At 43.9% G+C, this 13513-nt stretch carries 11 protein-coding genes and 1 riboswitch; of the genes, 7 read left to right on the top strand and 4 right to left on the bottom strand.

Annotated elements, in window-relative coordinates:
* Nucleotides 1-47: 47 nt before the first annotated feature.
* Nucleotides 48-1028, top strand: a complete 981-nt coding sequence (locus tag K4039_RS15405; RefSeq protein ID WP_265236253.1) for a metallophosphoesterase — start codon at nucleotides 48-50, stop codon at nucleotides 1026-1028.
* Between the two features lie 78 nt (nucleotides 1029-1106).
* Nucleotides 1107-1667: a Uma2 family endonuclease gene (locus K4039_RS15400; RefSeq protein WP_265236251.1), complete on the top strand. Its 561-nt coding sequence runs from the start codon at nucleotides 1107-1109 to the stop codon at nucleotides 1665-1667.
* Nucleotides 1668-1825: 158 nt separating this feature from the next.
* Here K4039_RS15400 and K4039_RS15395 read toward each other — a convergent pair whose 3' ends face one another.
* Entirely contained in the window at nucleotides 1826-2236 is a 411-nt protein-coding gene (locus K4039_RS15395) for a DUF1636 domain-containing protein (RefSeq protein WP_321161615.1), read from the bottom strand.
* 21 nt (nucleotides 2237-2257) lie between these two features.
* Nucleotides 2258-2405, bottom strand: a riboswitch (cobalamin riboswitch).
* Nucleotides 2406-2549: 144 nt separating this feature from the next.
* Here K4039_RS15395 and K4039_RS15390 point away from each other — a divergent pair.
* Together K4039_RS15390 and K4039_RS15385 are read left to right on the top strand one after the other, a co-directional pair.
* Nucleotides 2550-4523 carry a protein kinase gene (locus tag K4039_RS15390; protein ID WP_265236249.1) on the top strand — a complete coding sequence of 658 codons (1974 nt, stop codon included), beginning with the start codon at nucleotides 2550-2552 and terminating at the stop codon, nucleotides 4521-4523.
* A gap of 81 nt (nucleotides 4524-4604) precedes the next feature.
* A complete protein-coding gene (locus tag K4039_RS15385; RefSeq protein ID WP_265236247.1) occupies nucleotides 4605-5876 on the top strand; it encodes a serine/threonine-protein kinase in 1272 nt (423 codons plus the stop codon).
* Here K4039_RS15385 and K4039_RS15380 read toward each other — a convergent pair.
* From K4039_RS15380 to cynS, 3 genes are all read right to left on the bottom strand, one after another.
* The gene (locus K4039_RS15380) at nucleotides 5868-6458 is read right to left on the bottom strand and encodes a type IV pilin-like G/H family protein (RefSeq protein ID WP_265236245.1); all 591 of its coding nucleotides are present in this window, start codon (nucleotides 6456-6458) and stop codon (nucleotides 5868-5870) included. The genes K4039_RS15385 and K4039_RS15380 overlap by 9 nt on opposite strands.
* Nucleotides 6459-6532: 74 nt before the next feature.
* On the bottom strand, nucleotides 6533-7918 hold the full coding sequence (clpX, locus tag K4039_RS15375) for an ATP-dependent protease ATP-binding subunit ClpX (protein WP_265236243.1): 1386 nt from the start codon (nucleotides 7916-7918) through the stop codon (nucleotides 6533-6535).
* A gap of 358 nt (nucleotides 7919-8276) precedes the next feature.
* Entirely contained in the window at nucleotides 8277-8720 is a 444-nt protein-coding gene (gene cynS, locus K4039_RS15370; protein WP_265236241.1) for a cyanase, read from the bottom strand.
* A gap of 566 nt (nucleotides 8721-9286) precedes the next feature.
* On the opposite strand from cynS, the gene K4039_RS15365 reads away from it, so the two are divergent.
* From K4039_RS15365 to K4039_RS15355, 3 genes are all read left to right on the top strand, one after another.
* Nucleotides 9287-10477 carry a transposase gene (locus K4039_RS15365; protein WP_265236239.1) on the top strand — a complete coding sequence of 397 codons (1191 nt, stop codon included), beginning with the start codon at nucleotides 9287-9289 and terminating at the stop codon, nucleotides 10475-10477.
* 73 nt (nucleotides 10478-10550) lie between these two features.
* Entirely contained in the window at nucleotides 10551-10898 is a 348-nt protein-coding gene (locus tag K4039_RS15360; RefSeq protein WP_265236237.1) for a hypothetical protein, read from the top strand.
* A gap of 144 nt (nucleotides 10899-11042) precedes the next feature.
* Nucleotides 11043-13184: a PAS domain-containing sensor histidine kinase gene (locus tag K4039_RS15355; protein ID WP_265236235.1), complete on the top strand. Its 2142-nt coding sequence runs from the start codon at nucleotides 11043-11045 to the stop codon at nucleotides 13182-13184.
* The last annotated feature ends 329 nt before the right edge of the window (nucleotides 13185-13513 follow it).

Genomic DNA, 13513 nt, shown 5'->3' with positions numbered 1-13513 from the left:
TTATCGGCATCTATGGTATCATAACTAAATTAGTTTTCGCGAAATAAATGACTAAAAAATATCTAATTATTGCCTTTTTTATTTTTATCTCAATTACCACTTTTAGTATTTTAACTTACGCTCAAAATTCTGGCGATAAACCTTTTGAATTTGCCTTAATTGGCGACTTGCCCTACAGTGCAGAACAAGAAGCAAAATTTCCGAATTTGATTGCAGAAATCAATCGATCGCCCGCAGCATTTGTCGTCCACGACGGCGATATCAAAAACGCTTCTAGTGTGTGCGATGATGCAACTTTTGTCAGTCGCCAGCAGTTATTTAACAAATTTGAAATGCCGTTTATTCTCGTCTATGGCGATAACGAATGGACTGACTGTCACCGTTCAAATAACAGCAGTTACAATAATCCCATAGAAAGACTCGCTAAACTGCGGGAAATCTTCAACAAAGGTACTCAAAGTTTGGGAAAGCGCACCTTGACTCTCACCCGTCAAAGCGAAAACCCACAGTTTGCTAAATACCGTGAAAATGTCCGCTGGACTTATAATGGGATGGTATTTTTTGCGATAAATATGCCGGGAAGTAACAACAATTTTGGTCGCAAACCTGAACAAGATCAAGAATATGCCGATCGCAATTCAGCTAATTTAGCCTGGATCAAAGAATGTTTTACCTTAGCCAAACGCAGCAACAGCAAAGGAATTATGTTAGTTGCTCAGGCAAATCCGGGCTTTGAACTCGATCGAACCGACAAAAGAATAACTGGCTACAACGATTTTATCACAACTCTGGAAACAGAAACCCGCAGTTTTCCGGGACAAGTCGTATTCGTGCACGGCGATACTCACTACTTCCGCATCGATAAACCTTTACCCCGTTTTACCGATGAAACTCAACTTCCGAGACTGAAAAACTTTACTAGAGTTGAAACTTTTGGTTCTCCCAACGTGCATTGGTTGCGCGCTACTTACGATCCTAAAAGTCCTAATTTATTTGAATTTAAACAGCAGATTGTTCTGCAAAATTAGGCGATTCAACAGCACTTTTATACAAGATAAATATTTTTTGTCTTACAATGAAGATCGGTAGCATTGAGGAATTTATTTATGACGATCGCAATTGAGCGCATTACCCTTGAAGAATTTCTGAAACGGCCAGAAACGAAACCAGCCAGCGAATACATTGAAGGCGAGATCATCCAAAAACCTATGCCGAAAACAAAGCACAGCCTATTGCAATTAAGAAGCTGCAACGAAATTAATTGTGTGACTGAAACTCCCAAGATAGCTTATGCTTTTCCTGAGTTGCGGTGTACGTTTGGCGGGCGATCGATTGTTCCCGATGTTGCGGTACTATTGTGGGAACAGATTCAATTTGATGAGAACGGCGAACCGTTGGATGATGTGCTAATTGCACCCTATTGGGCGATCGAAATCCTGTCGCCACAACAAAGCTCAAATCGCGTAACTAAAAAAATTATTCACTGTCTGCAACATAATTGTCAGTTGGGATGGCTAGTCGATCCAGGCGATCGATCAATTTTAGTATTTTTACCCAATCAACAACCGCAATTCTGCGAAGGTAGCGATGTCGTTCCCGTGCCCGAAATGATTCCCCTAAAAATCACCGCCGAACAAGTGTTTAGCTGGCTGAGAATGCAAGCATAAACAGCAGGTTCTTAGTGAGGACTTGGCGTTGCTGATTGACGGTATGAATTAAGTTCTACCCAAAACCTCAACGACCCAAAAAGTCTATGTTTTACTCAATGGTAAAAAAAGTCAATTCATACTCAAGTTCAGCAACGCCAAATTTTCGTTCCTTATCTCTAATTTCCCAGCGGTGGAATCTTCGCCAAAACACCTTTTTTCAAAGCTTGAGGACGCTCAGACCAAGGCAATAAACCATCCGGCTTAGCATAATATTGACTCGCACATTCAAGCACAGCCTCGACGCTTTCCGGCTCATTGGCAGGCAAATCACCAAACAAATAAGTATACTTTCCAGCAGCAGCAAAAGACACGGCACAAGCATGACTGCAAGCACTCATACACTCAACTTCCCGAATATCAAATTCATCTGAAAACTTCCAATCTTTAGCGAGTTTCGATAAATCTTCCATGAATTGTTGGCCGCCACTTTTACCTTCGCGCTTGCCATCTTTCCAAACACTAGCGCAAGCAGTACAAACTAAAAGACAGTGTTTTGTGCGTACAGCCGTGTTAGTTCCATTCATCATCCATACCTCGCAGATGCGTTTAAAAGTGAGTTAGATATCGGCGGGCATTCTGACTTGAGAAACCACAAGGATTTCATTACAGTTGCGGGACAGCGCCGGACTTGCACCGAACTTTCCCCGTTTCCTCTGGCGGCTGCTCCCCGCTAGAACCGATCGCGAATTCAAATCCTACCACACTTGCCGCCTTTTTCCAAAAAAGTTATCTTGGTAACAGCGCTTTTTAATATCTACCCACATAAACCCCGTTCGTAGTAAGGACTTTAGTCCTTCTTAAATAACGGCTGAAGGACTGAAGTCCGAACGATCAAACCTTATGAACACTTTTCCCGACTTTTCCACCCACGGCTATCAAATAACCCGCGAACTCGGATACAACAGTTTGGGCGGCCGCGTCACCTATCTCGCCACAAAAGTTAACACAAATAAGTCCGTTGTCATCAAGCAATTTCAATTCGCGCAATTAGGTGCTAGCTGGACAGAATACGATGCTTACGAACAAGAAATCAAAGTGCTCAAAAAGCTCTCACACCCTGGAATTCCCCGCTATCTCGATGCTTTCGGGACTGACAGCGGATTTTGTATGGTGCAGGAATACAAAAATGCCGAATGTGCGATCGCCCGGACTTTCTCGCCGCCGGATATTAAACAAATTGCGATCGCCACTTTAGAAATTTTAGTTTACCTGCAATCCCAGAAACCGCCCGTAATTCACCGGGACATCAAACCGGAAAACTTGTTAATCGATGACGAGTTAAACGTTTACTTAGTAGACTTCGGTTTTGCCCGCTTAGGAGGCGGAAACATCGCCGCCAGCAGCGTTGTCAAAGGCACAATGGGATTCATGCCACCAGAGCAAATGTTTAACCGGGAATTAACACAAGCATCCGACCTTTACGGCTTGGGCGCGACGCTGATTTGCTTGTTGACTGGTACCAAATCTGTGGATGTCGGCAACTTGATTGATGATAATTATAGCATTCATTTCCGGCATTTAGTACCGCCGTTGCAGCAGGGTTGGATGAATTGGCTGGACAGGATGGTAGCGCCGAGAATTCAAGATAGATACAAGTCGGCTGCTGATGCTTTGGCTGTTCTGGAATCTCTGGATGTTAGCAGCTTGCCGAAAGTGAGAAGTAATCGCGATATGCTGGAATTTGCCGCTACAGAATATGGAGAAACAATAACACAAACCATCGAAATTAGCAACCCAATTCCCGATACAATACTTTCAGGGCGATGGGAAGTCGCTCCGCATCCGAACGACCGGCCGCACACGCCTTACGACCACTCTTGGATATCTTTTGAACCGGAGGCATTTGACAGCAATAATATTCAGTGCAAAATCGCAGTCGATACGAGCCAATTGCTGGCAAGTAAAACTTACAAACGCCAAATTATATTGCGCGCCAATTCTGAGCCTGAAACTCATACAATAGAATTACAAGTCACCACATCTGCCCTGCCAGTACCTCAAAAAACTAACGCTTTGTCGGCCTGGCTGGCTTTTATGTGCAGTTTTATTTTTGCAGGTTTTAGGCTGCACCAGATTGCAATCCCCAACTTTTTTGACGACAAAAATACCGAGAATTATATTGTTGTTACCATTTTTATGAGTGTATTATTGGGATTTTTAGTTGCTGAAATCACAAGCACGACCAAATTCAACAAATACAAGTCTAATTGGTTCGGAGCGTTATTTGTAGGGGCAATTGTAGCTCTATTATCGGTTATATTTATGGACTTCTTAACGGCTACTAATCCTTTACTCTATAACAGTAATATAAATCAGTTTATTATTAGAGTGGTTGTTCCTATAGCATTAACTTTACTGGGAGCTTTGGTCGGCAATATAATGAATGTTATGGCAGTGGCTTTGCTGTTTTTATTAGTTTCATTGTGTGGTTTGACGTGGCCGTCATTGTTGCTGGTTATTGTGCCGCTCGCATTCGTGATGTTGATATCCGCTTTGGCTTACGCGATCGTCAATCCGATAGCTAACAATCTAGTTTCCGATCAGACAACCAGAAAAGTTCTTAAAGTAGATGCTGCCAAAATAGCCTTTCTTACTGCCGGATTTTGTACTAGCTTGGGAGCAGCATTTCCACTGTTTTTAAAAGTCGGTACTCAATTAGAATGGGTGGAACCAATGGAAATGATAGCTGTTGGAGGAACAACAATGGCATCTCTAGCCGTCACTGCAATTCCGTTAATTGACCTGATTGTTTTTAAACCAAAAAGAATTATTGCCAAGTATCGCAAATCTCAACCAAATTTAATCAAACCGTAAAAACTTTTTCGTAGTAAGGACTTCAGTCCTTACTACAAGCTTTTTCAGGACTGAAGTCCTTACTACAACCCTTACTAATTTATGAACGATTTTCCTGACTTTTCCAACTACGGCTATCAAGTAACTCGCGAACTCGGACACAACCGCGCGGGCGGTAGAGTTACCTATCTCGCTACTGAAATTAATACCAAACGTTCCGTTGTTGTCAAACAATTTCAATTTGCCCAGACTGGCGCTAATTGGGCGGAATATCAAGCTTACGAAAAAGAAATTCAGATTTTGCGTGCACTCGATAACCCCAACATTCCCCGCTATTTAGATTCTTTCCAAACTGCATCGGGTTTCTGCATGGTACAGGAATACAAAGATGCCAATTCCCTCGCTACTTCGCGCCAGCAAACACCGCAAAAAACCAAGCAAATTGCTATTTCTGTGTTAGAAATACTCAAATACCTGCAAAATCGGATGCCGCCAGTTATCCACAGAGATTTGAAGCCGGAAAATATCTTGGTGGACGATCGCCTAAATGTCAGCCTTGTCGATTTCGGATTTGCTAGAATCGGGGGGGGAGAAGTGGCCGCCAGCAGCGTTGTCAAAGGCACCTTGGGCTTTATGCCGCCCGAACAAATGTTCAACCGCCAGCTAACCGTCGCATCGGATTTATACAGTCTCGGCGCCACGCTAATTTGCTTGCTAATCGGCATTAATTCTACCGAAGTTGGTAGTTTGATGGATGAGACGGGCCGGATTAATTTTAAACATCGCTTACCGCAGTTAACTCCAGAATTTCTTGACTGGCTGCAAAAAATGGTGGAACCAAATTTTAAACACCGCTATGCTTCCGCAGATGCAGCCCTCAATGCTTTGATTCCTTTAGAGGTAGTTCAGCAGCGTGAAAAATCAAAATTTGCACTGATATCAGTCGGAGTATTAACAGCAATTGCTGCTATTTTCATTCCGTTGTTCTGGAAATCTCCCGAACCCCAAGCAGTGAAACCAAAATTAAAGCCAAATGAAAAAATATTGAATTCTCAAACTCAAGTGATGTTAACTAACGAATTAGAATCGACAATAACTAGAGATGTTTGGTATCTGAACCAAAAGAATAAAGTTTATTTTGCGGTAAGTGCTACTGAATTGCCAGAGGGAGAATATGAAGGTTCTTGCAAAGTTGTCAACTCTCAAGGAAAAATAGCAGCCGAGAGTCGAGCTTATTTAAAAACGACGGGCGATCGATTAAATACTTGGTGTTGGTACAATTTTAACAAAGATGACAAACCAGGCTATTGGCAGTTTCAATTTTACTTAGACGGTCAAAAAGTGGCACAAAATAGTTTCAAAGTTTTACCTTAATTCTCCAATCAGCATAGTTGTTCCGGGCTGGCAGCGAATTTCTTTGCCATCAAAAGTTGGCGGATTCCAAATCACTGCATAACTTGGATTAACACTATTACTTTCGCAAACGCCCGCAATAGTTATTATTTGAATTGTCCACTTTGGTTTAAAAGCAAATACTGCGCTTGTATAGGATTTTCCGGTTTTCATATCATTAGGTTTGGCAATCGCGATCGCGCTTTCAAATTGTGCTGGTTTGCGTTGAGTTTGTAAGGTTTGAACCGGCCCCATTGATGACACGATTGTGTAATTATAGTTATCGGTGTGTTCTTTAATTCCCAAACCCAATTTGGCAATATCATTGCTAAATTGACCGTTTTTTGCATAGTAAGCTTGCTGTCCTTTATTGATCCTAGCAATATATTGTTTGGCTTCTGATGAGGATTTCGTACCGATTGAAAAGGAGAATGTATTGAGTTTGAAGTCGTAAAGTGATGATATGATGCCAGCGACAACTGCACTGTAAATTGCTATTCTCGGCAGCAAGCTGGATACTAGCAATCTCGATTTTTGACTGGCTTTAGTTAAATTTGCTGACATTTATTTTTTTAGCTGGCATAAGGTACATCTGCTAAGTTTGCAGGGTGCGCGCCGCACACCCTACAAACTACAAACTAAGCTGTTTCGTGCTGTTTGTGCCATGCGGGATGCCACAGCAATTCGGCAGTCGATCGCTTCTCGACCATTTCCTTGGTAATCATACAGTTAGCAACATCCTTGCGGGAAGGCAATTCGTACATCACATCGAGCATTAACTCCTCTAAAATGCTGCGGAGAGCTCTCGCGCCGGTTTTGCGCCGATAGGCCTCCTGGGCGATCGCCCGTAGCGCATCCGGCTCAAATTCCAACTCCACACTATCCATCTTCAACAGCTTCTGATACTGCTTCACCAGAGCATTTCGGGGCTCAGTCAAAATCTGCATCAAAGCCGCCTCATCCAGCGGCGAAATCACCGTCACCACCGGAATCCGCCCGACAAACTCAGGAATCAAACCAAACTTAACTAAATCGTCCGGTTGTACCTGCTGCAAAATATCAGCCGCCCGCTTATCCTTCGCCGGCAAAGTTGAGTTACTTTCGGTTTCTGTTGGCTGAATAAAGCCCAAGGATTTTTTACCCAAACGCTGTTCAACTATTTTTTCCAAACCGACAAAAGCACCGCCACAAATAAATAAAATCTTGCTAGTGTCAACTTGAATAAAATCTTGGTAAGGATGTTTGCGGCCACCTTGCGGGGGCACGTTAACTACCGTTCCTTCCAACATTTTTAGTAGCGCTTGTTGCACTCCTTCTCCCGATACATCCCTGGTGATCGAAGTGTTTTCACTTTTGCGAGCAATCTTGTCAATTTCATCAATATAAATAATCCCGCGCTGTGCAGATTCGACATCAAAATCCGACATTTGCAACAGCCGCAGCAAGATATTTTCTACATCGTCGCCCACATATCCAGCTTCTGTCAGCGTCGTCGCATCGGCTACCGCAAACGGCACTTCCAGCATTTGCGCCAAACTTTGCGCTAACAAGGTTTTGCCGCAACCAGTCGGCCCGACTAGCAGGATGTTGGATTTTTGCAATTCGACATCGCCGTCGGGGGAAGATTTGCCGCTCTCTTTGGCTTGGTCTACGCTTAAGCGCTTGTAATGGTTGTAAACTGCGACAGAAAGGACTTTTTTGGCTGAGTGCTGGCCGATGACGTGGTTGTCTAAATGCTGTTTAATGTCTGTGGGTTTGGGAATTTGGGCTAATACAATTTTAGATTTGTTCGATCGACTCTGGCGTCGTGTTCCTTGTCCCTGAGACTCTCGCACCTCTGATTGGGGAATCTGTTGACCAACTTGTGTTTTGCTGGAATCAAAGAACTCTTCTTCTAAAATTTCATTGCACAGTTCCACGCATTCATCGCAAATGTAGACGCCGGGCCCAGCTATTAACTTGCGGACGTACTCCTGGGACTTACCGCAAAAGGAGCATCTGAGATGGGAGTCATATTTTGACATATTTAGCCTCTTACTTTACGGTTACGGTTGCTTGTTTTGACTGGAGAAGTTGCGGCGCGATCGAATTCTTTGCCCTAGAAAGGTTTCCCGATCGGACACCCACGCCAGTCTGTCGATTTTAGATTGAAGAATTTTAGATTTTAGATTTACTCCACAAATAAATTTTGGAGGTTGAACCTTCGTCTAAAACTTGGGGATATACACAAATTAAGTCAGGGGCTTGTCTCAATTTTTTGCTTGGTCAAGCTTCGCGGTCTCTATTTCTAAGTTAACACTTTTGAGGCACGGTCATTAGTCGTCAGCCCTCCGACCCAATTTTTAATTTTTAATTTTCACTTTCGAGCAAAGCGGCACGGGCTTACCATTTTTTGTATTCCAAAAATTTTCCCGACATAATTATTTTCACTCGATCCCCTTTTGAGTCTGCTTCTTTCTCGACATCCAAAGTAAAGTCGATCGCGCTCATAATCCCGTCACCAAATTTTTCGTGGATTACTGCTTTGAGTGGCATTCCGTACACCTGCATGATTTCATAGAAGCGATAAATCAGCGGGTCAACCGGAACAGCAGCATCCAAAGAACCTTTTAACGGAGGTTCACAGAGAATCGCAGCCGTCTCGCCCGACAGTCCCAAAGCCGAGAAAATTGTCTCGGCTTCATCGACCGATGCGGTAGCTTGACGGTAAATAACCGCAGCAATCCAAACTTCGTCGCGCCCCAAAACTTTTTCCAAATCTGCAAAACTAATTCCCTGAGCTTTTTTAGCCGCCAAAAGCTTTTCTGTAATTCCTGAAATTGCCATTAAATATTCTCCCTTCACTTCAGTCTCAGATGTGCAATATCTCTCACATTTTGGTGATTTTGTCAATACTAACTTGAGAAAAAAAATCGAATTGATAGCTCGGAACTTCAGCAAAAGCTGGTCTCGTCAACCCCACAACTCATACAATTTGAGATTTGAGATTTGAGATGTTAGATTGGCAATGACTGATGACTATCAGGGTTTGGAGCTAGTCAACAGTTGCATTCTTTTTTCCAACAGGTATCACAACTGGTAAATTTTAAAAGAACTCATAACTGCCTGTGGCAATGGTACAGTTGGCAGTATATGTAATAAAAGTTACACACGCAAAGGCCTTCGGCATTCGGCAAACGGCTGAATTTTGATCGTGCTAGCCTGAAGCTCAATCCTCGCTCACGTAGCCAAAGCCCCTTTACCGGAAGAACGAGACGAAAGCCCCTAGCTTTAGATATGGGGATGAAGTCGGGCGCGGTTTCAACCGCCTTGAAATTAATTTCCCAATCTTCCTGATTGCTTATTGCTTAGTATACTATGGTATAGTAAATTAAGAACACAAAGGAGGGGAAATGAAAGGGCGGTATCAATACAGATTCTATCCGACAATTGAACAAAAAATTAGATTATCTAAATTGTTTGGCTGTGTGCGGGTAGTCTGGAATGATGCTCTAAGACTTTGCAAACAGTCAGACAGAAAACCTAGTTCTGCCGAATTGCAAAAATTAGTTTTAACTTTAGCTAAAAAGACACCAGAAAGAGAATGGTTGGGAGAAGTTTCAGCTATTCCTCTACAACAATCTGTCTCAGATTTAGAGACTGCGTTTAGCAATTTTTTCAAGTCCTGCACAGGAAAAAGAAAAGGAAAAAAAGTCGGCTATCCTAAGTTCAAGAAAAAGACAAACAGCCAATCGGCAAGGTTAACGCGCAACGGTTTTGTATTGAGAGGTAATGAGGTTTATCTGGCCAAAATAGGGGACGTATTTCCCGTTTGGTCTAGAAAATTACCATCCAATCCTAGCTCTGTTACGATAATCAAGGACTGTGCAAACCGATATTTGCTAAGCTTTGTTGTAGAAGTTTCCACCATCCAGAGCGAGGCTAAAGACCAAAGCATCGGTGTAGACTTGGGCATTAAAACCTTCGCTGCAATGAGTGATGGTACAACCGCACAAAGTCCAAGCTACAAAGTGCTAGATCGTAAAATTCGCAGACTACAGCGCCAGCTATCCCGTCAAGTCCAGACCTCAAAACGTCGGGATAAAACTAGGCTTAAAATTGCCAAGCTACACAACCAGATTGCTGATACTCGAAAGGATTTTCTGCACAAACTATCTACTAAGTTGGTGAGTGAAAACCAAACCATTATCTTAGAAGATTTGAACGTAGCAGGTCTGGTTAAAAATCGGAGATTGTCAAGGGCAATAAGTCAGCAAGGATGGGGAGAATTTAGGACGCTTTGTGAGGGCAAGTCGGAGAAATACGGCAGAGAATTTAAGGTAATTTCTCGCTGGGAGCCGACCTCTAAAATTTGCTCAGAGTGCGGGTTTAGATGGGGAAAAATAGACCTCTGTGTGCGCCGGGTCCAGTGCTTAAACTGCGGAGCTAAACACGATCGAGATTTGAACGCCGCTAAAAATATAGAAAAAGTCGGGATGGGGCATCGCCACGACTCTAAACGAGCACAGAGTTTGAGTAAAACTACTTCGGTAGTATCGGACAATGAAGTGAAGCGCCTAAACTTCGGAGACTATTTATTTTAGTCCGGGTTTAGAATCCCCTCGCCTTTAGGCATGGGGAGTATGTCAACACTCAAAACCGGCAACTGACAAAAGTATGGAGATTCAGACCAAAGATTACAACATCCATTACGATCGCCCTACACAAACAGTCACCTGCTGCGGCTCGTTCCGGCTCAGCCAGGCGGAAGAATACGCACCGATCGTCGATCTGCTCAACGAAGTGGCTGACTCCTGCCCAAACACCGTTACTCTAGACTTGCGAAAGCTAGAATTTTTAAATAGTTCTGGAATTAATATTTTCTCAAAATTTGTGATCAAAGTGCGCCAGCAAAAAAATATTCAAATCGCCATCAAAGGTTCTAAACAGATCCCCTGGCAGATAAAATCCCTGAAGAACTTGCAGCGGCTGATGCCTTCCTTGCACTTAGAATTGGAAGAGTAGCGAAAAAGGTAAAGATGAATCCCAGGCTAAGTCCGGGAACCAGGATGAGGGTGGCTGAAGTTAATCGGAATAAGTCATAGTTAAACTAGCACAAAACCGTAAAAAACTTCAGCACAGACTAAAAATTACCAATTTTCAATTGCTATGCAGGAAGAACCATCGAGAGAACAGCTACTTTTGGACGTTCAGCGGCTGAGTGCGGAACTTGAAAACTTGAAGCGCGAAAAGGTTGACCTAGAAATTTTGCTGGAGACTACCACCGAACATTCAGATACGATGGAAGCTCACTTGCTGAGCAAAGCTCAGTTGGCGCTGCGTTCAAGCGAAGAGCAGTTTCGGGCGATCGCCTCGGCAACTCCCGTGCCCGTATTAGTTTCTCGCCTCTGTGACGGCTTAATTCTGTATGCGAACGCTCAATTGGCTTCTCTCCTGAACATACCCCTAGAAAAATTGATCGGCTGCACCACTCCAGACTTTTACTTGAACCCCGCCGATCGCCCAAAGGTACTTGAGGCACTTGCTAAAGAAGGACACCTGCAAAACTACGAACTCCACTGCAAAAAATCAGACGGCACCGTTTTCTGGGCGATGATCTCGGTTCAGTCGCTGGTGTTTAACGGGCAGCAGACGGCATTGTGCGCCTTGTACGACCTCACCCAACGCAAGGAAGCAGAACAAACTCTCCAAGAGAGCGAAAAGCGTCTCCGCCGCCAGAGTTTGGCTTTGTTGCAGCTAGGTAGGCAGAGGACTCTCAACAACGGCGCGCTGAATGTGGGAATTCGCGAAATTACCGAGGCTGCTTCCCGCACTTTGGAAGTGGAAAAAGTCAGCGTCTGGCTTTACAACCACTTGAGATTTGGAACTCGTTACCCCAATCCGTCTCAGCTAAATTTTACCGAGAGAGTGCTCGCCCAGAACCAAACAGAGGCACTCGATACAGAGGCCACTGCCCCAGAGCAACACGAGGGGGTGAATCATTCTAAGTTTAAAATCCCCAACCTCAAATTAGTTTGTCTCGACTTGTACGATCGCACCCAGGAGAATCATTTGAGCCGGGAGTCCACATCGGCAAGCGATTTAAATTTATCAATTTTAGAGGTTGAAGGCGACACACCGGGCGAAAATTTGCGATCGGACAATGCTTTAGAACCTACGACAAAAACTCAAAAATCTCTACAAACAAATTTTTCCCACTCATCTTCGCTAGCCGAACATTCCACTGTGCGGCCAAATGCCAGCAAGCCCAATTCATCCATATTAAATGTAGCAATTAGGCTCGGCGGCCAGATCGTGGGCATCCTCTCTCTCGAACATATCGGCGCGCCCCGCCAGTGGGCTTTGGAGGAGCGAACCTTCGCTGATTCTTTGGCAAATTTGGTAGCGTTGGCGATCGAAGGATTTGAGCGCCAGCGGGCTCAGGAAGCACTCTCCAAAGCCAAAGCGCAGCTAGAAATGACCGTCGATCAGCGCACCGCTCAACTCACCGCCGCCAATAAACTGCTCCGCATCGAAATTGCCGAGCGCAAAAGAGCCGAAATAGCCTTGCAAGAAGCCTTACACAAAGCTGAAGCAGCTTCGAGAGCTAAAAGCACTTTTTTAGCCAATATGAGCCACGAGCTGCGGACACCGCTCAACGCGATTATCGGTTACAGCGAAATGCTACAAGAAGAAGCACGCGAATCGGGACTCGAAGACATCATTCCCGATACCCAAAAAATTTATAACGCCGGCAAACACTTGCTGACTTTAATTAACGATATTCTAGACCTTTCTAAGATAGAAGCTGGTCGGATGGAGCTTTATTTAGAAAAATTTGACCTCAGTAATTTAATAGAAGAAGTCGTTGCAACTTTGCACCCTTTGGTCGAAAAAAATCAAAATCAATTGCAAGTTTCTTGCTCTGAAAATTTGGGAGTGATGTATGCAGATTTGACTAAAGTCCGGCAAATTCTGTTCAATTTGCTCTCGAATGCCCTGAAGTTTACCGAAGGTGGAACGGTGCTGTTGAGCGCGACTCGCGAACCAGCAGGCGACAGCGATTGGGTTTATTTGCAGGTATCTGATACGGGGATTGGAATGTCGCCAGAACAGCAGCATGGTTTGTTTCAACCTTTTATGCAAGGAGATGCTTCGACTACTCGCAAGTACGGTGGCACCGGTTTAGGATTGGCGATTAGCCGCTTGTTTTGTCAGATGATGGGCGGCGATATTACTCTTGAGAGTCAATTAGATATTGGCTCTACTTTTACAGTTCAATTAAAAGCAAAAGTTGATATTAGTCAGTAGTCAGTAGTCAGTAGTCAGTAGTCAGTAGTCAGTAGTCAGTAGTCATTAGGAAGAAGGCAAGGAGTACGCGATGGATTTAACAGATTTAACGGATGGGTGAAAGATGCAATAATTCGCCATGACCAATGACCAATCACCAATGACCAATGACCAATGACCTATTCCTGTTTTAATTGTGACACCGATCGCGATCGACCTCTGTTGCCGATCACACAGTAGCATTTTTTCCCAGCCTAGAATACCTGTATTATCCCAAAATTGTGTCGCAGGCGGGATCAGGCGCCTCGCTGCATTCACAAGTCGCACCTCAACCTGATTAAGGGGGTGGG

Source organism: Lyngbya sp. CCAP 1446/10 (genome assembly GCF_026130175.1).
Classification (GTDB): domain Bacteria; phylum Cyanobacteriota; class Cyanobacteriia; order Cyanobacteriales; family Microcoleaceae; genus Microcoleus.
Note: the sequence above shows the minus strand (reverse complement) of the source record. Positions and strands in the feature narration are given on the sequence as shown.